This window comes from Kaistella jeonii (assembly GCF_000812865.1).
GTDB classification, from domain to species: Bacteria; Bacteroidota; Bacteroidia; order Flavobacteriales; family Weeksellaceae; genus Kaistella; species Kaistella jeonii.
In genome coordinates this window covers 89,849-110,995 of sequence record NZ_JSYL01000002.1, presented here as the reverse complement: position 1 = coordinate 110,995, position 21,147 = coordinate 89,849, and the positions used below count along the sequence as shown (strand labels likewise).

Annotated in this window: 19 protein-coding genes and 1 riboswitch; of the genes, 4 read left to right on the top strand and 15 right to left on the bottom strand. The window is 34.3% G+C overall.

Annotated features, from left to right (window positions below):
* Positions 1-120: 120 nt before the first annotated feature.
* The 4 genes from OA86_RS03085 to OA86_RS03070 all read right to left on the bottom strand — a co-directional run bounded on the left by OA86_RS03085 (position 121) and on the right by OA86_RS03070 (position 4,285).
* The gene (locus OA86_RS03085; protein WP_246008078.1) at positions 121-1,074 is read right to left on the bottom strand and encodes a DUF3810 domain-containing protein; all 954 of its coding nucleotides are present in this window, start codon (positions 1,072-1,074) and stop codon (positions 121-123) included.
* Between the two features lie 106 nt (positions 1,075-1,180).
* Entirely contained in the window at positions 1,181-3,019 is a 1,839-nt protein-coding gene (locus tag OA86_RS03080; protein WP_039348708.1) for an MFS transporter, read from the bottom strand.
* A 45-nt stretch (positions 3,020-3,064) separates the two neighbouring features.
* Positions 3,065-3,790 (bottom strand): lysophospholipid acyltransferase family protein, encoded by a 726-nt coding sequence (locus OA86_RS03075; protein WP_082017285.1) that lies wholly within the window; start codon positions 3,788-3,790, stop codon positions 3,065-3,067.
* 36 nt (positions 3,791-3,826) lie between these two features.
* On the bottom strand, positions 3,827-4,285 hold the full coding sequence (locus OA86_RS03070; protein ID WP_039348699.1) for a GtrA family protein: 459 nt from the start codon (positions 4,283-4,285) through the stop codon (positions 3,827-3,829).
* 218 nt (positions 4,286-4,503) lie between these two features.
* On the opposite strand from OA86_RS03070, the gene OA86_RS03065 reads away from it, so the two are divergent.
* Entirely contained in the window at positions 4,504-4,755 is a 252-nt protein-coding gene (locus OA86_RS03065) for a hypothetical protein (RefSeq protein ID WP_039348696.1), read from the top strand.
* Between the two features lie 222 nt (positions 4,756-4,977).
* Positions 4,978-6,402 carry a CCA tRNA nucleotidyltransferase gene (locus OA86_RS03060; protein ID WP_039350414.1) on the top strand — a complete coding sequence of 475 codons (1,425 nt, stop codon included), beginning with the start codon at positions 4,978-4,980 and terminating at the stop codon, positions 6,400-6,402.
* Positions 6,403-6,502: 100 nt separating this feature from the next.
* Here OA86_RS03060 and OA86_RS03055 read toward each other — a convergent pair whose 3' ends face one another.
* The 3 genes from OA86_RS03055 to ppk1 all read right to left on the bottom strand — a co-directional run bounded on the left by OA86_RS03055 (position 6,503) and on the right by ppk1 (position 11,781).
* On the bottom strand, positions 6,503-7,555 hold the full coding sequence (locus tag OA86_RS03055; RefSeq protein ID WP_039348681.1) for an NHL repeat-containing protein: 1,053 nt from the start codon (positions 7,553-7,555) through the stop codon (positions 6,503-6,505).
* A 10-nt stretch (positions 7,556-7,565) separates the two neighbouring features.
* Positions 7,566-9,392 (bottom strand): TonB-dependent receptor plug domain-containing protein, encoded by a 1,827-nt coding sequence (locus tag OA86_RS03050; protein WP_039348677.1) that lies wholly within the window; start codon positions 9,390-9,392, stop codon positions 7,566-7,568.
* A gap of 29 nt (positions 9,393-9,421) precedes the next feature.
* Positions 9,422-9,588: riboswitch (cobalamin riboswitch) on the bottom strand.
* A 129-nt stretch (positions 9,589-9,717) separates the two neighbouring features.
* Positions 9,718-11,781 carry a polyphosphate kinase 1 gene (gene ppk1 / locus OA86_RS03045; RefSeq protein ID WP_039348674.1) on the bottom strand — a complete coding sequence of 688 codons (2,064 nt, stop codon included), beginning with the start codon at positions 11,779-11,781 and terminating at the stop codon, positions 9,718-9,720.
* A 109-nt stretch (positions 11,782-11,890) separates the two neighbouring features.
* On the opposite strand from ppk1, the gene OA86_RS03040 reads away from it, so the two are divergent.
* Positions 11,891-12,487, top strand: coding sequence for a Crp/Fnr family transcriptional regulator (locus OA86_RS03040; protein WP_039348671.1), 597 nt, complete (start codon positions 11,891-11,893; stop codon positions 12,485-12,487).
* A complete protein-coding gene (locus tag OA86_RS15825; protein WP_039348668.1) occupies positions 12,487-13,701 on the top strand; it encodes a hypothetical protein in 1,215 nt (404 codons plus the stop codon). The genes OA86_RS03040 and OA86_RS15825 overlap by 1 nt, the downstream gene beginning before the upstream one ends.
* Before the next feature lie 105 nt (positions 13,702-13,806).
* On the opposite strand, the gene OA86_RS03030 is transcribed toward OA86_RS15825, so the two are convergent.
* From OA86_RS03030 to OA86_RS02995, 8 genes are all read right to left on the bottom strand, one after another.
* On the bottom strand, positions 13,807-14,364 hold the full coding sequence (locus OA86_RS03030) for a fasciclin domain-containing protein (protein ID WP_039348665.1): 558 nt from the start codon (positions 14,362-14,364) through the stop codon (positions 13,807-13,809).
* Positions 14,365-14,546: 182 nt separating this feature from the next.
* Positions 14,547-15,314 (bottom strand): ABC transporter permease subunit, encoded by a 768-nt coding sequence (locus OA86_RS03025; protein ID WP_039348661.1) that lies wholly within the window; start codon positions 15,312-15,314, stop codon positions 14,547-14,549.
* 73 nt (positions 15,315-15,387) lie between these two features.
* Positions 15,388-16,167 carry an ABC transporter ATP-binding protein gene (locus OA86_RS03020; RefSeq protein ID WP_375600432.1) on the bottom strand — a complete coding sequence of 260 codons (780 nt, stop codon included), beginning with the start codon at positions 16,165-16,167 and terminating at the stop codon, positions 15,388-15,390.
* A gap of 11 nt (positions 16,168-16,178) precedes the next feature.
* Positions 16,179-17,405: a nitrous oxide reductase family maturation protein NosD gene (locus tag OA86_RS03015; RefSeq protein ID WP_039348655.1), complete on the bottom strand. Its 1,227-nt coding sequence runs from the start codon at positions 17,403-17,405 to the stop codon at positions 16,179-16,181.
* 7 nt (positions 17,406-17,412) lie between these two features.
* Positions 17,413-17,823: a nitrous oxide reductase accessory protein NosL gene (locus OA86_RS03010; RefSeq protein ID WP_126340450.1), complete on the bottom strand. Its 411-nt coding sequence runs from the start codon at positions 17,821-17,823 to the stop codon at positions 17,413-17,415.
* A gap of 42 nt (positions 17,824-17,865) precedes the next feature.
* A complete protein-coding gene (locus OA86_RS03005) occupies positions 17,866-18,450 on the bottom strand; it encodes a hypothetical protein (protein ID WP_039348654.1) in 585 nt (194 codons plus the stop codon).
* 152 nt (positions 18,451-18,602) lie between these two features.
* Positions 18,603-20,600: a Sec-dependent nitrous-oxide reductase gene (gene nosZ, locus OA86_RS03000; protein ID WP_039348651.1), complete on the bottom strand. Its 1,998-nt coding sequence runs from the start codon at positions 20,598-20,600 to the stop codon at positions 18,603-18,605.
* 34 nt (positions 20,601-20,634) lie between these two features.
* Complete coding sequence (locus OA86_RS02995) at positions 20,635-21,138, bottom strand: c-type cytochrome (RefSeq protein WP_039348648.1); 504 nt, start codon at positions 21,136-21,138, stop codon at positions 20,635-20,637.
* Positions 21,139-21,147 lie beyond the last annotated feature (9 nt).

Here is a 21,147-nt window from a genome sequence, read left to right as displayed (position 1 = left end):
AAATTAAAAAATAGTATTACCTTTACAACGCTTTAGTGATTACGCAAGTTATCATATAAGCAAATTTTTTTTCATCATTTGTGTTTTTAGAATCGCATTTCATTATGCGGTTCTTTTTTTTTATTTTTTTGAGACAGATCTTTCGAAGCGAATCAGTAGATCAACGAAATAGGAATATGTTACACTACCTTCCTGTTGGTTGCTTTTTAAGAATAAATCATTAGTATAACCAAACATCACATCAAGAAACCCTTCATGTCTTTTTACAAAATCTTTTTCAGCCATGCGATCTCGCTTCATTTCTGAGGAATAATTTTGGATAACTTGCTTTACAAATTCAGGTTTTTTCTCTACCAGTGAATTAAGAAGCGATTTCAGAACAAAATATTCGGTACTGTATTTTAAATCTAAATTCGTAGCGTTTCTACCAATAAGATATCCTGTGAAATTTGCCTCCTGCTCGCGCGCAAAACCTAACTGATGCATACTTTCGTGCGCTAGTGTAAACGGAAGGAAAGTAGAGGGTAATTCGGCGTTATACTGCGCTTCTGCAGTAAACGGATTGTAATATCCCAGAATTCCGGAATAACTCATCACTCCTTCGTATAAACTTGGTTTAAAAGCATTAATATTTACAGCTTTTTTATGACCTAAGAAGTTGGGAAGGTTGCCTTGATTGTGTAGAATTTCAGTTTTAATCTTGTTTAAATCCGTGACGATGAAAACTCCATTTTTATCTTCATTTACCAATTTGCGGGTTTGTTTGCAAAGAGTAAGATATTTCAAAGTTAAATCCTGAGTTTCTTTTAGCGTAATATTTCCTCTCGGAAGATTTTGAATAATAGGTTTCTGAAAATAAAGCATGCCCCAAAATAGCTGATAACTGAAATAGAGAATATTTGCAAGGATTAAGAATCTCAAAAGAAAAATGTTTCTGCTTTTCTTCTTTATAATTTTAAGAATAAAGTAGAGGAGGCCAATTCCAAGTATGATATACAAGATATCGCCCACTGAAAAAGAAAGCAGTGAAAATATTTTTTGGTGAACACTTTTCTGAAATTCAAAAAATTTCACAAAAAGATTTACGATAAATTCAACTTTTGAGAAGAGGAAGAACAAAAGAAATTGGGCAAGTAAAATACCCGCCCAAAATCTTTTTGTTTTATATGTAGGTTTTTGTTTAATGTCCACCTTCACTTTCAATTTGATCAATATTAATATTTTGCTTCTTTAAAAATCCTTTTACTAAAAAAGCAAAAAGTGCTAAATATGCAAAACAAAAAACAGGAATTATATAAGAATTATGAATTCCAATGATATCCGATAACTTACCTTGTATTGGTGGGATTATACCACCACCCAAAATCATCATAACTAAAAATGCAGAACCTTGGGCGGTATATTTTCCAAGACCAACTATTGATAAACTAAAAATTGCAGGCCACATAATACTACAAGCTAATCCTGCTGCTAAAAATGAGTAAATTGCAATATTTCCAGTTGAAAGTAAACCAATAATCATTGCTATAACCCCTAATATTCCGAAAACCATTAATGTTTGAGCGGGTTTTTCTTTACAAAGTAAAAAAGCAGCAATTTGAATTAATACGCAGATAATGAATAGGTATAAACTATTCATATCGTATCCTGCCAAAGTATTTACACCAATAATTATTAAAAATGCAACTATTGGTACAGCTACGGTAAGAATTTTTTTTGTTGAACCACTCAAATTAAAAGCACTTATAGCTCCTGCCCATCTACCAATCATTAAACCTCCCCAATACATTGAAATATATGGTGCAATTTCAGATGATTGCAATCCTCCAAAATCCTTTAGTTTTAATAATTCGCCTAAATTACTTCCTACGGCAACTTCTACACCGACATATAGAAAGATTGCTAACATACCCAAAACTAATTGCGGATATTGCATAGCTCCCCATCCATCTGAATTTTTTTGAGCTTTATTATAGGAGAATAAAAGGGTGAAAACTACTATTGCCAATGCTCCAAAAAGCCAATACATTCTGTATTTTTCCAAAGGCATTTTAAGTTCTTTAATTTGTGAATTTTCAGTAGAAATGCTGCGTTCTTTTTCGTTTATTTTTCGTTCAAGCTCTGTTATTTTGTCCTGTTTTGAAGAGATTTCTATTTTCTTATTATGTTTTATTGAGACTATTTCGTCCACATAATTATTAATTTGAGTAGTTATGGGTTTTATAGAATTTTCAATATTTACTATTGCCTGGGCTTCCTTCGAATTATAACTCATAAAGACTGGAGTGAAAGCGATAATCAATAAAACTGACATTATAATTAATGTTTTCATTGCCTTACTGGCTTTTTCCATTGGTTCATTATTAATACTTGAGGGTACTTTTTTCGAAAAATGGAAAAGCGTTGCGGCCAATATAAAAAGTAAACCAACAGCTGAATATAATATTATTACTTTATCTAATGGTAATTTTTCAATAGCAGTGTCAGAGATAGCGGCAGTGGTGCCAAAAAGAGCTAATCCTACTACTAATGGGCCAATGGTTGTACCGAAAGAATTAATCCCACCTCCCAAGTTAATTCGTGATGTCCCAGTTTTTGGATCTCCAAGTAAGACGGCAAAAGGATTTGCTGCCGTTTGTTGTAATGAAAATCCTAAAGCAACAATAAACAATCCTATTAACATCCCGTAGTAAAAATTCATTTTTACTGCAACTATCATTACGCCAGCTCCCAATGCGGAAAATAATAGCCCATAAACAATAGATTTTTTGTAACCCCATTTTCCTACAATATCAAAGCCTTTGAGTGTGCTTAAAATAAATAATAGTAATGCACCTAAAAAGTACGCAGTATAAAAAGCAAAATCTATTAGTTGAGATTGAAATTGATCAAGTTTAAAATAATGTTTACAAAAAGGTATGAAAACACTATTTCCTGCAGCAATGAAGCCCCAAAAGAAAAACACAATTATTAATGTGTATAAAGCAGGATAGTTTGTTTTTTGTTGAGTTTGAGACATAGTTTAATATAGTTTCTTAAAAACAAATATAACTAATTTAAATTCTCAAAGGGATTTTTCCAAAACTTTTTTTATTGCAGCATGAGAAGTCAATTTGAGTTCTTTTGCAGTTTCATCAGATCCCAAAATATCATTGAAATAAACCTGTACTTTTCCGGGAAAACCTTTCGAGTAATTAAAAGGAAACATTTCCTTTAAACCTACAAATGTAAAAACAACAATTGGGACCCGATATTTTGAGGCTAAAATGAAAGCACCGTCTTTAAAATCATCTAACATGATCGACTCATCATCGGGAACACCACCTTCCGGGAAAATAACGATACTTTGCCCTTCTTCCATTCTTTCGGCACATCTTCGGTAAACATCTGCGCGGCTTTTCGCAGAACTTCTATCAACCATTACACAAATTCTTTTATAGATAGTTCCAAAAATAGGAATTTTCACCAGTTCTTTTTTTCCAACATAGCAAAGCGGATGATCTGGCATCAAAATACAGGGCAACATGATATCCATGATGGAGGTATGGTTTGCAATAAAGACATATTGCGTGTTTTTATCGATTTTTTTATCGGTCAATTTTTTTAGATCATAGCGAAATCCCATTCCATAAAACATTCCTATAGACCAAAAGCGAATGAATTTATAGGAGTATTTATAATGATTTTTTCTGATTGAAAAAAGCAAAACAGGAATTCCCATGACGATGGTGAGAACTGTACCTAAAATCAGCATCCAGCCACGCCAAATATAATTGAGAATTTTTTTCATTTAATTTTTTAAAAAGTAAAGCTAGTCTTTAAGAGATTAACCATTAAAAATAATTTTCTTTTTTACAGTGTAATTGAGTACAGACACCAGTATAATTGCGGCGATCTTACTCAGCATTTCCTGGCTGAATACAAAGAAGCCCAAATCAATATGATCTAAGAATACAAAACGGAAGAAGATCTGGAAAAAACTTAAACTTACTATTGTTGATAAAAAAGAGATTCCCATAAAATAAGCAAATTCCTTATTTTTCGAATGTTTGCCACGTTCAAAGACAAACCAAATACTTAAAAAATAATTCGTGATAATTCCGCAACTTGTCGAGAATATATTGCTCAGAGGAAAGTGGATCCCATGAAAATTAGTTTCATGAGAAAATACTTGTGGTAAATGAACGCTGAATATTTTAAAAGTTCCAATCTCCACGATTGCACTTAGCGCTCCCGCAAAAGCGAAAAGCAAGATCTGTCTTTGTTTTAGTAAAAGTTCTTTCATCTTTAATAAATGCAAATTTAAAATTATATGTTAAACAATCAGAAAATCTTGTTAAAGTTTTTTTTTGTCTCATTTTATTGTTTACTTTTATTTTCTCTTAAAGCAGAAGGTTATTATAATATTTTCATTTTTAGGTAGTTACAGAAGTGATTTTATTTTTAAATACCGATAAGTAGATTTAAATTTTACAAAGAAAGAAGTAATATCAAAAAAAAATCATGACAATACAGAAACCTTTCAGAAAATTCATTCCTCAACAGAAAAAAATTGAAGAATTAGAGAAAAACAGTCCCAGGTTCAAAAGAATTTATGAGGAATACGAATTGATGTCGGATGAGTTATATAATATGGAGAATAGCGATACCTCAAATATTCCTGACGATTTTATGGACGCTGTAAAAATTCAAACCGAATATCTGGAAGATGAAATCGGTGATTGGCTTTTGGAGAAAAGCAATAAAGAAAGCTAAAGATTTTAAAGTAGATATTGTTTTATCAATTTATACTTTTGAATATTTATTTTCTAAAAACGCTCGGATTTGTATAAAACCAGGCGTTTTATTTTGACCCTTAATCAAATTTTACTTTACAAGTTCTTATTTAGATTGGATTTTCAGTTTTAATCACGCTTCTCTTTTCCTTATCTTTGCAAAAATTAAAACTTCAATCATTCGATTGTGGTAATTCAGCTTATGAATATCAATCTCACGCAAAATAAAAATTTCAAAACCTTTAAGATTTTTTCCGAAGTTGCGGCTAAAAATAATCAAACTCTTTTTATTGTCGGGGGTTACGTTCGTGATTTGTTGATGAAGCGTCAAAGTCCGACCGATATTGATTTTGTTACGGAAGGAAATGGTATAGAACTCGCAAAGGCCATCGCAAAAGAACTCAATCCAAAGCTTAAAGTTTCTGTTTTCAAAAATTATGGGACGGCAATGTTCAAGCATCAAGGTCTTGATTTAGAATTCGTAGGCGCTCGAAAAGAAAGCTACGCCGAAGATTCCAGAAAACCTTCTGTAGAAATCGGGACTTTGGAAGACGATCAAAAACGCCGAGATTTTACCATTAATGCTTTGGCAATTTCTTTAAATAAAGAAAACTTTGGCGATTTAATCGATCCTTTTGAGGGAATTCTTGATATTAAAAATAGAATTCTTCGCACGCCTTTAGAACCCAGTCAAACTTATTCCGATGATCCTTTGAGAATGATGCGTGCAATTCGGTTTGCTTCTACCTTAAATTTTAAGATTGAAGAAAACTCCTTGAATGCGATCAAAAATGAATCTGAAAGAATAAGAATTGTTTCTCTCGAACGGATCATGGTTGAATTTAATAAGATCATGCTTTCTGCAAAACCATCTGCTGGTTTAAAATTAATGGAAGAAACCGGTTTAATGCAATTGATCATTCCAGAATTAACTGCATTAAAAGGAATCGAAGAAGTTGAAGGACAAACGCACAAAGATAATTTCTGGCACACCCTTGAAGTCGTAGATAATATTTCTACAAATACTGATAATCTTTGGCTTCGATGGGCAGCTTTATTGCACGATATCGGAAAAGCACCGACGAAAAAATTTGTAGACGGAATTGGCTGGACTTTCCACGGACATGAATTTTTGGGATCAAAAATGGTAAAGAATCTTTTCTACCGTTTAAAATTACCGCTTGGAACGGATATGAAATATGTTCAGAAACTCGTCAAACTTTCCTCAAGACCAATCGCTTTGGTTGATGACGGAACTTCAGATTCTGCGCTGCGACGACTATTATTTGATGCTGGTGAAGATCTGGAGGATTTGTTTATTTTGAATAAAGCAGATATTACTACAAAAAATTCGTCGAAACAGGCAAAGTTCAAACGAAATTTTGAAGAAGTTGCCATTAAAATTAAAGAAGTAGAAGAGAAAGATCAGGTCCGAAATTTTCAACCACCAATTTCAGGAGAAGAAATTATGGAGCTGTTTAATATAAAACCCAGTCGGGAAATCGGGATTTTAAAAGAAAAAGTAAAAGAAGCTATTTTGGAAGGTGAAATTGCAAACGATAAAGATGAAGCGAGAAATTTCGTCATTAAAGAAGGTGAACTTCTTGGATTAAAGATTGGAATATAAACGTAATAAACTTTCTATATAAAACAAAAAAGAACGCATTTCTAAGTGCGTTCTTTTTTTATAATGAGAATATTTTTTTGAAATACTTACAGTTCGAATTTTAGTTTTTATAAAAACCATTGGTCCCGATTCCTGTGTTCAAAGTTTTTACTATGGTTCCTGTAGAATTATAGATTCTCACGGTGCTGTCTCCGGTAAATGAACCATCAGAAACATAAACATTTCCATCAATTACATTAAATCCGTAAGCATAACTTGCCGTTGCAGTAAACATAGAGTTTGCCGTAGTTGCAGTTAAATTATAAATCTTGTTCCCGGAAGTCATGAAATATAATTTGCTGTTATCCAAAGCTAGTTTTTGCGCTCCTGTAATACCTGGCAATTCGATTTTCTGTACATTTCCGGTCGCAGAAGTAATTTTGTAAATGTTAGAATTCGTATAATCTGACGTTACTACATAAACAAAATTGTCATCGGCAATCATATCGCGAATTACCAAATCATCAGATAAAGTAATCGTTTTATCAACCGCATTGGTCGCAGGATTAATTCTGGAGATCGTATGTCCGGTCGCCAATTCGTTGTAAGATGAATCGTAAGTTAAACCATCCGTTTGTACATAAACATAACCGTTTGAAGCTGATATTTTCTCAGCATAACGATCAAAATCAATACTTTTTACAAAATTATTCGCGTTGTCATAAATATTTACTTTTTTCACGGTAGAAAAATCGTGATTGGTGATATAAGTATTGTTTGGAGTAAACGCAATGTATCTTGGTGTGCTCAAATTAGAAGTGATTGTCGCGGTTTTTTTGAAAGTATAACGGTTTACGATTTCCACTTTATTAGGAACGTTCAAAACGAGATATGCTAAATCACCTTTGAATCCGATCGTCTGGAAAACATTTCCCAAAATCGCATTATCGTTATTTTTTGCGAAAATATTGTCTTCCTGCTTTGATAAATCGGTTGGAATAAAAGAAACCGTAGAAGTTGGCGTAGAATATCCACCTTCATTAGTGATGATGATTCCGTTTTCGTACGCGCCTTTTGGTAATTCTTCTTTAATCGGATCGTCATTCGTTCGACAAGAAATGTTGAACAGTAAAGTCAGCGCAAAAGCTGAAGCAAGAATTTTAGAAAATTTCATATTTTTATTTTTAAAAGTTAATTAAAAGGTTGGCGCTGTAATTCCTTTTTGGTAAAGGATAATAAGCTGTAGTTTCGTAGATTTCATCGAGAATATTATTCACTTTAAAACCGATTTGATAATGTTTTAAAACAGTGATGTTGATTCCTGAATTCATCACGAAATAGGATTTAATTGCGTCCTTCAGTTTTTCGTCATCTGAAGTATAAGTCAATCCATTAAACATTCCCTGAACAAAAAGTTCTAAGAAATCATAGCGATAATTCGCGTTTCCGTAAATTTTATGTTGTGGAACGTACGCTAAAAACCGGTCTGTTTTCACATTTTTTGAATGGGTGAAAATGTAGCCAAGCGAAAATTTAGTTTTGTTTTTTCCGAATTCTTTTTCAAAATCAAACTTTGATTCTACTCCATAAGATTCCACTTTATTCGTATTCATCGGCGACCAGATTCCTTTCGAATTGGGTAACCAACGGATCATATCTTTAATGCTGATATAATAAGGAGTAACATTTAATTTGAAATCGCCGTATTTAAAATTATTTCCTAATTCTCCCTGATAAGAAATCTCTGAACGTAAATTTAAATTTCCGCCAGGTTGCCAATATAAATCATTGAAAGACGGATATCTGAAGTTTTTAGAAGCGTTCAAAGCAACTTGATACCAATCGCTTACTTTCATTTTTCCGGAAAAAGAGAAAAGAACTGGAGTTTCAATTTTTTCTACAAAATCTTTTTTAATTCCGGCTTCAAAATAAAATTTTTGTGAAGGATTCCATCTTAGTAAACCTGCTGCTGAACCAGCGTTTCTTTCCACTGAAGTGATCCCAGATTTGTAACCTTTGGCTTTATTAAGTTGATATTCTCCAATAATATTTAAGGCGATCTTATCAGTAAAAATATAATTGAGATCATTTTTTGCCAAATAAATATCCGCCGTTCCGCCACTGCTTTTTGGTTTTTCAATATGATCGAAATATTGAAATTCATCTTGCAAATAAGCCAGTTTGAAGCTATTTTGAAGTTTTTTATTCTTAAAATCCCAAGCGACCAAACTTCGGAAAGTATCAGAAAAATATTTTGTTTTTGTAAAATCTTCTGAAGAAACAGGGTAGTGCTGAACGCCGTCGTAAATTTGAGTTTGCCAGGAAACCGTGTTTCTGTGATCGATTTTGTAAGCAGTTCCTAAATTAAAAGTGCGGTTGTCATATTCGCCGTTTAAGTTGACGTATTTTTTTTCCGGAACTTCGTAATAATTATCACTTTTAACAAAATTCCCCGATACTTTTACCGATACTTTTTCGTCGCTGTAAGATGTTTTTAGAAAAGAATTAAAGGTATCAAAAGAACCTCCTTCTAAAAATAAGCTCGTCTTAAAACCTTTATTAAAGGATAATTCATTATTTAAATGGATCGTTCCGCCTATTGCACCACTTCCGTAAATAACACTTCCACCGCCAGATTTTATTTCTAATTGATCGTAACCAAGAAGATTTAGATTATTGACATCACCTTGTCCTAAAAAGGTTGAATTGATATTAATTCCGTTCCAGATAAAAGCGGTTTGTTGTGCGGAAGTTCCTCGAAAAGACGGTGAGGAAACCATTCCACGACCGTTTTCTTTGATGTAAACCGGTGATTGAAACCGCAGCACTTCCGAAAGATTCGTTGTGTTTTTTAGCAGATCTGATTCATCTAAGGTTTCAATTTTGTGGAATTTCTTAGAATTCTGCAACTGATTGTCGAAGATATAAACCGTGTCGATCACTTTCTCCTGAGAAAAACCCAAGAAAAAACAAAATAGTAAAACAGCCGAAAATTGGTATTTTTTAGTCATTAATGAAGCCTTTCCTCCGAAAGCATTTTATAAGTTAATACTTTCAGTAAGGTCTCCTGACTTTCACAAAACTGCACCTTCCCGATTGCTCAGTGGTTGTATTGCAGTTTCACTAGTGGTGATTTACAGTTGCGGGGACAGTTTGTGATTTGCACACAATTCCCTTTTCTAAAAGCACTGCAAAGGTATGCAATAAATGTGAATTGGTGGATGGTGAATTTTATGAATTTTATTTTACTAATGATGATCGAAAATTAAAACTTTCGATAAAAGGAATTTATCCATAAGTTTTTAACCTGGATCTTTTTACTTCTAACTTGGCTCTTTAAACCTTTTCCTTGGCTCTTAAATACCGATAAGTTTCGATCTGTGAACGAATTTTTATTTTATCACCTTCCACATATTGGTTGCTCAATTTCTTATCCAGAATTCTTGCTTTTACATTATCGCTCAATTGAATGTCGAGCAAGTCTTTAATTTCTTTTTTGATGTTTTTCTGGGTGATTTTTGCAGCTGCTTCAATTCGGTAATCCAGGTTTCGCGTCATCCAGTCGGCGGAAGAAATGTAGATATCTTCGCTTCCTTTGCTATAAAAATACATGACTCTCGCGTGTTCCAAATATTCATCAACAATACTGATAGCGGTAATCTTTTGCTTAAAATCTTTCTGATTAACGGCGCAGTAAATTCCTCTGACAATTAATTTTACAACGACACCGGCTTTTGCGGCATCATAAATTTTCTCAATTAAAGCGCGGTCACTCAATGAATTAGTTTTAATGATCATCAAAGCTTTTCGTCCGGCTTTGGCTTCTTCAATTTCTTTGTCGATATGATGAATGATTTTTTCGCGCATGAATTCCGGACAAACCAATAATTTTTTACACCCTTTTAAAGCCTGCATGATATTATCTTTTGGTTTTCTCAAAACATTGAAAATCTTATTAATGTCTGCCATGATAATTCGGTCAGAAGTCATTAAGAGATGATCGCCATAAATTTTCGCTGTTTTTTCATTGAAATTTCCGGTGCTTACAAAACCATACTGCACCGTTTTATTATGCACTCTTTTTTTGATGACACAGAGTTTTGCGTGAACTTTTTTGTTTGGAATTCCGACTAAAACTTTCACACCTTCCTGTTCCAGGATTTCTTTCCAGCCTAGATTGCTTTCTTCATCAAATCTTGCGCGAAGTTCGAGCATTACGGTAACCTCTTTTCCGTTTCGAGCCGCATTGATCAGAGCATTAATTATTTTTGAATTACTCGCCAAACGATAAGCGGTAATTTGAATCGATTTTACATCCGGATCCATTGCTGATTCCCGCAGCAGATCGATAACCTGCGTATAATTATGATAGGGAAAAGTAAGCAGAATATCGGTTTTTTGAATCACATCGGTGACTCTTCTTCCGACCAGGTCAGGATGATCAAAAGACGTTCTCTCTACGGGTTTTTTATAGGCTTTAAAAACGTCGGGAAACTCCATAAAATGACGAAAATTATGAATTTTTCCACCTGGAATAATGCTGTCTTTTTTTGTTAAATGTAATTTTCTGATGAGAAACTCCAGTAAGGCTTTATCCATTGCTTTGTCAAAAACAAAACGTGTTGGTTTTCCTTTCCGACGGGATTTAATTCCTTTCTCAATTTTTTGTGCAAGCGTTGTTTTAATGTCATTATCTAAATCGAATTCGGCGTCTTTAGTAACTTTAAAACAATGCGCTTCAAACTCATCATATCCGAAATAGGAAAAAATATGGGGTAAATTATAGGTGATCACATCTTCCAGAAGCATTACGTTTTTGATGTCGTCGTCGGACGGTAATAGTACAAAACGACCCAAAATTCGTGAAGGAATTTCGATGATGGCAAATTTGCTTTCGTATTGAAATTGCTTTGTACGCATCGCGACTCCCAAATAAAGAGATTTGTCTCTCAAATAAGGCATCGGCGAATTTTCATTCAACAAAATCGGAATGACATTGCTTTCTACCATTTCATCAAAATAGTGAACAACAAATCTTTTCTGCTCAGCGTTCAGGGTTTTAGAATTCTTGATGAATACATTTTCATCTGCCATTTCTACCTGAATTTTTTTCCAGGTTTTATCGAAATTTTGCTGCTGCTTAATGACCACTTCGGTGATATTCTGTAAAATTTTTGTAGGTGGTTGGTAAAAAGATTCGGTGATGTATTTTTCTTTAAAATCCATCGCCCGTTTTAGTCCGGCAACACGAACGCGAAAAAATTCATCTAAATTATTTGAAAAAATTCCGAGAAACCGAATACGCAGATGAAGAGGAACCTCAACATCCATCGCTTCCTGCAAAACTCTTTCGTTAAAAGCGAGCCACGTAATATCTCTTGGGTTAAATTGATTCGACATTTTAATTGAATTAGATTTCCCCAAAAATAAGGAATTTTGCGCATTAGTTTGTGATCGCAATCATAGGTGGAACAATAATTTAGTGTTAAATTTGAATCAAACTAAAATTATGTTCTCAAAAGAAATTTTGTTGAAAAATAAAATTCCGGTTCTTCATTTTAAGAAAAAAGACACTCTTTTTCGGGAAGATCAGAAAGCTGTTAATCTTTATTATCTGCTGGAAGGTGAGATCAAAATTTACAATACCGACTCTGAAGGTAAAGAGTTTTTGATCAGTACCGTGGTGAATCACATGTTTTTGGGTGAACCTCCTTTTTTGTTGGGTGAAAGATATCCTGCAAATGCAATTATTGCTAGCGAAACGGCGAAAGTTTTCTGTTTTAATGAGGAGCAATTTCAAAAATTCATGATCGATAATCCGCCATTGCTATTTAGATTTACAAAAGAAATTGCCCGGAAAGCTTATGAAAAAACCATGAAGCTGAAATCTATCGTTCACTTGAGTCCGCATGAAAGAATTCTACAATTTCTAAAAATTCACAAGAGAACTTTAGGATTAGAACCTGAGCAAAAAACAATCATTGATGTCACACGAAAAGAAATGGCAAATTCAACTGGATTGGCTGTAGAAACTGTAATTCGAGCAGTGAAAAAGATGGAGAGAGAAGAAAAGTTACAATTAATCAATCATAAAATTTATTACTAATGCAAAGAAGTTTCTGGCTGAAATTTTCAATTTTCAATTTTTTGATCGTCGCACTTTTGGGCGTTACGATGCGCTACAAAATTTTATATTCAATGCCTTTTTTAGATCAGAAGCATTTACAGGAAGCTCATTCGCATTTTGCTTTTTATGCCTGGATCACCAATGTGATCTATGTGCTGATCCTAAATTATTTGAGTAAAATCAATTCGGCAATTAATCTGAAAAAGTATGAGAAACTCATCATTATCAATTTGATCGCTTCCTTTTCTATGCTCGGAACATTTATTTATGGTGGCTATTTCTGGGCGTCGATCGCGGGTTCTACAACAGCTTTGCTCTGTAGCTTTGCCTTTTTCTTTTTCTTCATTAGAGATTCCAATAAAATTCAGGATACTTCGAAAATTTGGTTTTTAGCAGGTCTGTTTTTCGCGGTTATTTCCTCTGTCGGAGTATTTAATTTGGGATTTATGATGATGTCTAAAACGGCGACACAGGATCTTTATCTAGCCTCAGAATATTATTATCTGCATTTTCAATATAATGGTTTCTTTATTTTTTCCTGTATTGGTTTTCTTTTATTCTCTATGAAACAAGTGGGTTCTGCGATTTCTGAGAAGCAAAATAAATTAATATTCTGGCTTCTGTTTTTCGGTTGCATCATTGGTTACGGATTATCGGTTTTATGGATGAAAATGCCGGTTTATGTTTTTGCAGTTATTGTTGTTGCGACCATCGGACAAACGATCGGTGCAGTAATGCTTTATCTTTTCGTGAAAAAGAACTGGACCAATTTAGTTTTGAAATGGTCACCAATGCATCGGTTTGTTTTGATGTATGCAGGATTTGCTTTCGCGGTGAAGATCGCACTTCAGTTAGGTTCTAATATTCCGGCGCTCAATCAGTTCGCATTTGGCTTTAGAAACGTTGTGATCGCTTATCTACATTTGATTTTATTGATGTGTATCGCCACATTTTTAGTCAATCAGATTTTAGCGACCAATTATTTTACGATAACAAAAAAGCTTCTTCTGGGAGTGAAGCTTCTTTTATTAGGAATTTTCCTGAATGAGTTTATCCTTGGTTTGATGGGCGTTTTCTCTATCAAATATATTTCTATTCCCTTTGCAAATGAAATGCTTCTGCTTGTTTCGGTATTAATGTTTGCTTCGATATTCTGGATTTTCATTAATTTAAAATCGTTTAAGAAGACTTAATTTTAATGAATTACAGATTATAATTTCGATTTAACCCATAAAAAAAACGGCTTTCAAAATTATTTTGAAAGCCGTTCCAACATTAAATTCAATAAACTCAGATCTTTATTTTGCCGGAAGCAGCACTTCATCAATTACATACACGATTCCGTTTGAAGCCGGTACTGTTGCAACAATTTTTGCTTTTCCGTTGATGACAGGTTTTCCGTCAACTATAGTAATTTTTATGTTTTTTCCGTTCACCATTCCGAGAGTTTGTCCATCTGACATCTGGTCTTCTTTGATTACTCCAACGTAAGTGTGATATCCTAAAATATCTGATAAATCATCTACTTTATCTGGTTTTAGTAAACCTTCAACTGTTCCTGCAGGAAGTTTATCAAACGCAGAATTTAGAGGTGCAAAGACGGTAAAAGGTCCGGCGTTACTTAGTGATGTTGCTAAACCCGCAGCTTTTACAGCCGTTACCAATGTAGATAAATCTGGGGTTTTAGCAGCCAACTGAACCACATTAGGTTTAGAATCTTCATCTTGCACTCCTTCCTGTCCGTGACCCACTGCTTCCGTGGCATTAGTAGTATCAGCAGCAGTTACTGTTTCACTTTTTTTGCAGGAAACCAGGGCAAATCCTATCATGCCCAAAATTAGAATTGACTTTTTCATTATGCTTTAATTTTATATAAATTTACGGCAGAATGAAGAAAAAACGTATGACCACAGTCATATCATTAAAAAGAAGTTTATTGACTTTTATCACCTTAAAGCTCAGTGAGTTAAAGATTAGGTCAATCTAGATAGAATCTTTGTGAAGTAGTGAAGTTTTCAGAAATAGAAGATCAGTCTAGTTACAGATCTTTTTTATTAAATTTAATTAAGGAGAGTATGAAAGGAACGGTTGCCCAGAGTAGGAGAATCAACATGGAAATTCCCATACCACCTCCGGAACCGAAAACTTTTTGGAAAACGGCACCAGAATATCCCAACATCGCAGAAATATTCAACTGAAGTAAGACGAAAATTCTAGATAAACCAACAGGATTTAATCCTGCTAAAGTCGCCATAATTCCTTCAATTGGATAATCGGAAAATTGGAACATTAAAATTAAAAGAATTCCATCATAGATGATACTAAAGAAAAGCCAGATAAAAATTGAAATACCTATTCCTTTTGCACGATCACGAGTCAAAATCGCAGAAAGCATTGCAAATGAGGTGAAAATTACAGACAACAGAACTCCGATTATTATTAATGAGAATCCGGTTTCTATAGAAGAGTAGAGTAGAATAGGAATTCCACAACCAATTAGAAAAGCGAAAATCAATGCCGTGGAGAGTCCCAAAAAGATATTAAACCAAACTTTTACCCGTGGAACCGGTTGACTGAGAAGCAATTCTATAAACTGACTGCTATTGTAAACATAAATTGTTGAAAATATGATGCTTACCAATGGAACTACGAGTAGAACAACATTTAGCAAACTCAAAGTAGCCTTTGTGTAATTTCCTTCTAAACCGAGAACGGACCACGAAATAATGAAGAGCAAAATGGTATAGAAAATTACGATTTTGTTTTTTAAAATATCAAAAAGAATAAAGCGTGCTATTTTGTTCATTGATCTAAATTTTTGACTAACATCCTAACTTTTAAGTTAAAGATAAGAGTGAAAGTCTGTTCAAAATTTGTATTTACTTGGAGTTATTTTTCATCTCCTTTAAAATACTTACAATTGATTCGGAAATTTTTTCTGAATTTCTTTCGGTCATTAAGTCAGTGACAGATTGCTGTACGATGATTCTACCTTCGTTGATGAAAACAATTTCACTCACAATATCATCAAGCTCACTCAAAAGGTGAGAGGTGATAATGATAAGTTTGCCTTTGTTCTTTTCCTGGATAATTTTATTTTTCAGAATTTCGGAAGCCAAAGGATCAAGTCCCGCAGTTGGTTCATCTAGAATTATAACTTTTGGATCAAACATAAAAGCGAGAACTGCACTTACTTTCTGCGTAGTTCCGCCGGAAAGATTACCCATTTTCTTATCGTATATTTTTTCGAGTTCGAAAGCTTCGAGTAGTTCGGTATCTAAATGAGTTTCCGACATTTTTCGAGTGTCTTTGATCATTTTGATGGTCTGTCCGATGGTCATATTTTCTGGGTAACGCCCGATTTGAGGCATATAACCGATTTCTCTGCGGTAGAGATAATCGTCTTTTACACTTTTGCCATCGACTAAAATATCACCAGTTTCGATGACATTTAAACCCAATATACATTTAATCAACGTGGTTTTTCCGCAACCGTTTGGACCGATCAATGCGATTGATTTACCGTCGGTAAAGGACAAACTCAAATCATCTAATGCTGTAAAGCTATCGAATTTTTTCGTTAAATTTTTTACTTCTATCATATCAGTAAGAGATATAAAAGGCAATGAAGAACGTTTTGGCGACTTCATTTTCTTCATCCTCAGAATTTTTAAATATTTATTTTCTTCATTAAAGGTTCCCGATCTACAAAGTTTTCGGGTGTCAAACTTGGAATTATTTTTTCTGTTTTATCGAGCAGATCTACAAAAAATGTACGGTATAAAAGCATTACTGCCGGATTACTTTCTACCAAAACCGCGTATAAACTTAAAGGATGAAAGGGAACGTCGCCAATTTTGTCTTTGTCGAGGTCGTAACCTTCATATTTATCCCAAAAATTTCTTTTGAAATCGTTCATAGCCATCGATCCACTTGTTCCGACATCGAAAACGTTGTTGACAAAATTATTATTAATGATTTTGTTTTCCATACAGTTGGAGTTAATTTTCATGCCCCATCCATTATTTTCGAAATCATTTCTTAAAAGATCAATTTTTGTGGCACCATCTAGATAAATGGCAGTCGTATTGTTATGAAAGCGATTGTCTATTATTTTGCTGAAACTAATGTCTTTTAAAAGTAAGCCATAATTCGCATCGCCCCAATTATTAATAAAATTATTGCCGACCATTCCAACATTATTGCTGTACATCACAGCAACTCCGGCGTTGTTGTTATCAAAAGTATTATTTACGTAAACGTTGTCATCGGCAAACATAAAATGTAAACCGTACCTTAGATTTTTCTTTGAATAGTTGTGGTAAATATAAGATTTGATCACTTTTTCAAGATAGATTCCATCTTTCTGACCTTCAATGTAATTATTTTTAATCCAGAGTTCTTCGCTTACCCAAGCATGAATTCCGTCGCCGCTTCGTTCCTGGGAAGTAGCTCTTTTGGAAGTGATTCTGTTATTTTGAATTAAACATCGGAAACCACGCTGAATATAAATTCCGAAATAATTATTCTCGAAAATATTATTTTCAATGGTTGAATATTGACTGTCGTAAAGGCGAATTGCACCGATATTTATAATTTCATCTTCTCCTGAATTAATAATTTTGAATCCTTTCATCAAAATATGATTGGCTCGGAAAGAGACGATTTCATATTTCATCTCCCCATCTAAAACCGGTAATCCGATACCGATTAATGATAATGGTTTCGTAATGTTGATATTACCTTCTTTGTAAATTCCACTTTGTACCAAAATACTATCGCCACTTTTCGAGGCGGCGATAGCTTGTTTGATAGTGGTGAATTGTTCATTTTTTCCAACTTTTAAAACATTCGAAAAGATAAAAACTGGAAAAAGTAAGAGCAATAATTTGAACATGAATTGATTAATTAATTATACTTGCGCCTAAAGTTGCTGCTGCTTTCTGAGCCGCTTCTTTATTTTCAAAAGCCTGGGTATTTCCGCCCATGGGTGATTTTATACTTCCACCTGTGATGAGTGTTGCTTTTGGTAATTCTAAAAATTTTCCGGTCGGCGCATTAATGACATATTTTTTTGAATTTTTCACTTTATCAGCTTCAGAATTTTCATACATCGTCATGCAACTGATGTCATCAAACTTATAAACTCTACCTTTTTCTGTAATTAATTCTGTGGCATAAGTTAAATCCGTGATCGTCATTTTACAGTTATCACACTGATCTTTTTCAAGAAGGAAATCTTTGGGTCCACTTTCCTGACAAGACATTATGGCTAAAAAAGGAAGTGCAAGTAAGATGATTTTTGGAAATTTCATAATATTTAAATTGATGATTAAATGATTTTTTAATGGTAAATCTTAAACCGTTTTTGGTTTTCTAAACTCAATAAATGCTAAGATAGCTAAAATTGCTGCAACACCTATCATTATGGCACCACCAATATTAGGGTAAGAATAGGCAACAAAATTAAGAAGTTGTTTGGATCCGAGTAATGGTGGTTGATAAGACATTCCGGGAACGATGATCGCAGCATGAGGGTCTAAGTTATGACCATAATTGTATTCCCACATATAGAAATCTACCATGAAAGCTACACCAAAAATCATGAATAAGGCTGTAGCAATATAAAGCCATTTTTTGGTGTTTAAAAAAGCTGCAATAAAACACAAAAGTGCAAAAAATCCTAGAGCGTACGGTAAGATTTTAAATTCGTAGAAATCTTCCTGATGAATGGTTTTCATTCCGATGTAGTGATTCAGTCCGTTGATGATTTGGTAATCGCCAGTAATTTTATACGGCCACAAGAACATTGATAATCCTTCTGGGTATTGCGGAGCTTGCAGATAAATCGACCACATTGGTACAAACATAGAAACGCCCAACGCAACTCCGCAAATAACGAGCCCAATTCTTGTCCATTGTTTTAATAATTTTTTTTCCATTTTTTTAAATTTTTTAAGATGCTGGATATTTGATGATTTTCTCTAGTAAAGGTCGTTCCTTTCAACGGTTTTTAAGGTAACATAAGTTACAAAATGACACATATCATCAAAAAGAAAAAGGGCAGTGAAAACTGCCCTTTTGTTATAAATTTCTATTTGGTTTCACCTTGTTTGACTGGGCTTTGCGCGTTGTCTTTTTTATTATTCAAGGAGTAAGTAAGCGGAGTGGAGCTTCCTGCTGGAGAAACTCTAACATATCCCTGCATTTCTTGGTGCAATGCACTACAGAAATCGGTACAATACATTGGGAACATTCCGGCTTTTTTAGGAACCCATTTCAGAGTACAAGTTTCTCCTGGCATAACTAGAAGTTCAGCATTTTGGTTACCTTTTACAGCAAAACCGTGAGGAACATCCCAGTCTTGCTCAAGATTGGTAACGTGGAAGTAAACTTCGTCGCCCACTCGAACACCTTCAATATTATCCGGAGCAAAGTGAGATCTGATTGAAGTCATGTAAACATGAACTTTATTTCCCTCTCTTACTACTTTGCTATCTTTTTCTCCTTTGGTTACATAAGGGTGGTGATTATCTTCGATTTTAAAGAATTTCACCTGGTCTTTAAGCATTGCTGCTGGTAAAGCTTGTGCGTAATGCGGTTCACCAAAAAGCGGGTAATCTAATAACAGTTTCATTTTGTCTCCTGTTATATCAAATAACTGGGCAGATTGTGCCAATTCCGGACCTGTTGGAAGGAATCTGTCTTTGGTAATTTTATTATAAGCTACCACATATTTTCCAAAAGGTTTTTTGGTGTCTCCTCCAGGAATCATCAAGTGACCAGTTGAGTAATAGGTAGGAACTCTGTCGATAACTTTTAAATCTTTGAGATTCCATTTTACCAATTCCGAAGAAACAAACATAGAAGTTATTGCATTTCCTCTGCCGTCAAATTCAGTATGGAGTGGTCCCAAACCAGGTTTTTGAACTTCACCGTGAAGTGCTGCTTCGTATTTAATTACTTTTACACCATCGTATTCTCCACTAAATGCTTTGTCAGCAATTGCTTTCTGAATTTTAGTAAAGCTGAAAACAGGGATTAAAGCTGCTAATTTACCAGATCCTACAATATATTCACCAGTTGGATCAACATCACAACCATGTGGAGATTTAGGACAAGGAATAAAATACATCGCATCTTTCATATCTTCAACAGAAAGTACCAAAACCTCTTTTTTCATGGTAGAAGTTGCACTGTGAGTTCTTTCGTCCCATTTATTATGAACGTATTCTGTCGCAACTTTTCTGCCTTTTCCTGCTTTCGCCATTTCTGCTGCTTTCTTCCAGTTGATCGCCATAATGAAATCTTTATCATTTTGAGAGGCGTTTACTTCAAGCAAAGTGTTGGCTTTTTCAGAATTATAGCAAGAGAAGAAGAACCAGTCTCCAGATTTTCCTTTACCTGCATGAGAAAGGTCAAAGTTAATTCCAGGTGCTTCAATTTGGAATGCGATATCCATTTCTCCGCTGTCTTTATTAATTCCGATAAAAGAAACTACTCCTTTAAAGTTTTCTTTGAAAGACGAGATTGGAACGTCACCATTTTTATCATCAGTCGGAACTGCGAAACGTGTTCCTGCCACTACATACTCCGTATTTTCGGTTAAGAAAGGGGAAGAGTGATTCCCGGCAGAATTAGGTATTTCTAAAATCTCTACCGTTTTAAAAGTTTTAAGATCTAGTCTTGCAACACGCGGCGTATTGTTTGCATTGGCAAAAAGCCATCTTCCATCCACTTCACCATTAGTTTGAGAAAGTGCAAGGTGATGCTGATCATCCCAAGGAATAAAACCATGAGAAGTTTCGAGCATTGGTTTGGTTTCTTCACTATATCCATAACCATTCTCAGGATTTACAGAAAATACAGGAAGCGATTTTAACAATCTTCCGCTTGGTAATCCGTAAACACTTACCTGTCCATTGAAACCTCCGCTGACAAAGTTGTAAAACTCATCATATTTTCCCGGGGCAACATAGACTTTCTGTGCGGCATCACCACTTACAGCGGTTTCAGTACCTTTTGGCTTACAACCACTTAGCGCAATTAAGGCTACGATGGCGGGGAGCCCGAATAATTTAAGACTTTTCATATTGATATTTGATTAAATTTTTTGCTAAAGAATATTACTTCGCACCGTCGATCTCTCTCATGTATTCGAGAATTTCGCGTGCTTCAGTATCATTCAAACTTTGGTTCGGCATTCTTACCAAACAAAGTTCTAATTGTTTCTGCAACTCAGGATCTACATCAATCATTGGATCAGGATTAGAGATAAAGTTCATAATCCATTCTGGGGTTTGTTTTTTGGTAACACCTTTCCAACCTGGACCAACTAATTTTTCATCAGTAGGTTTATGACAAGAAGTACATTTTACTTCAGCAACCTTTTTACCAGATGCAGCCATTGCAGGATCGAATTTAGTAATATCGATTTTTTCATGTTTCCCAAGACCTCTGTTTGGATCATATTTTGCTGCAGTAGCTTCCATTTCCGCACTGCTTTGATCAGTCGTAGTTGTGGTCGTAGCTGTAGAGCCAGATGGGATCGAATCTGTTTTCTTGTCACCACCACAAGAGAAAAGCGCCATAGTTAACACTGAGAGTGCAATCGTTTTTAATGTTTTCATATCTTTAAT

What these genes read in the sequence shown, in the direction of transcription:
- OA86_RS03060 (WP_039350414.1), top strand. Translation starts at nt 4,978, where the DNA reads ATGAATATCAATCTCACGCAAAATAAAAATTTCAAAACCTTTAAGATT.
- OA86_RS03030 (WP_039348665.1), bottom strand. Translation starts at nt 14,364, where the DNA reads ATGAAAAAGTCAATTCTAATTTTGGGCATGATAGGATTTGCCCTGGTT.
- OA86_RS03075 (WP_082017285.1), bottom strand. Translation starts at nt 3,790, where the DNA reads ATGAAAAAAATTCTCAATTATATTTGGCGTGGCTGGATGCTGATTTTA.
- OA86_RS03070 (WP_039348699.1), bottom strand. Translation starts at nt 4,285, where the DNA reads ATGAAAGAACTTTTACTAAAACAAAGACAGATCTTGCTTTTCGCTTTT.
- OA86_RS15825 (WP_039348668.1), top strand. Translation starts at nt 12,487, where the DNA reads ATGCAAAGAAGTTTCTGGCTGAAATTTTCAATTTTCAATTTTTTGATC.
- OA86_RS03040 (WP_039348671.1), top strand. Translation starts at nt 11,891, where the DNA reads ATGTTCTCAAAAGAAATTTTGTTGAAAAATAAAATTCCGGTTCTTCAT.
- ppk1 (WP_039348674.1), bottom strand. Translation starts at nt 11,781, where the DNA reads ATGTCGAATCAATTTAACCCAAGAGATATTACGTGGCTCGCTTTTAAC.
- OA86_RS03005 (WP_039348654.1), bottom strand. Translation starts at nt 18,450, where the DNA reads ATGGAAAAAAAATTATTAAAACAATGGACAAGAATTGGGCTCGTTATT.
- OA86_RS03020 (WP_375600432.1), bottom strand. Translation starts at nt 16,167, where the DNA reads ATGAAGAAAATGAAGTCGCCAAAACGTTCTTCATTGCCTTTTATATCT.
- OA86_RS03015 (WP_039348655.1), bottom strand. Translation starts at nt 17,405, where the DNA reads ATGTTCAAATTATTGCTCTTACTTTTTCCAGTTTTTATCTTTTCGAAT.
- OA86_RS02995 (WP_039348648.1), bottom strand. Translation starts at nt 21,138, where the DNA reads ATGAAAACATTAAAAACGATTGCACTCTCAGTGTTAACTATGGCGCTT.
- OA86_RS03080 (WP_039348708.1), bottom strand. Translation starts at nt 3,019, where the DNA reads ATGTCTCAAACTCAACAAAAAACAAACTATCCTGCTTTATACACATTA.
- OA86_RS03055 (WP_039348681.1), bottom strand. Translation starts at nt 7,555, where the DNA reads ATGAAATTTTCTAAAATTCTTGCTTCAGCTTTTGCGCTGACTTTACTG.
- OA86_RS03065 (WP_039348696.1), top strand. Translation starts at nt 4,504, where the DNA reads ATGACAATACAGAAACCTTTCAGAAAATTCATTCCTCAACAGAAAAAA.
- OA86_RS03050 (WP_039348677.1), bottom strand. Translation starts at nt 9,392, where the DNA reads ATGACTAAAAAATACCAATTTTCGGCTGTTTTACTATTTTGTTTTTTC.
- nosZ (WP_039348651.1), bottom strand. Translation starts at nt 20,600, where the DNA reads ATGAAAAGTCTTAAATTATTCGGGCTCCCCGCCATCGTAGCCTTAATT.
- OA86_RS03025 (WP_039348661.1), bottom strand. Translation starts at nt 15,314, where the DNA reads ATGAACAAAATAGCACGCTTTATTCTTTTTGATATTTTAAAAAACAAA.
- OA86_RS03010 (WP_126340450.1), bottom strand. Translation starts at nt 17,823, where the DNA reads ATGAAATTTCCAAAAATCATCTTACTTGCACTTCCTTTTTTAGCCATA.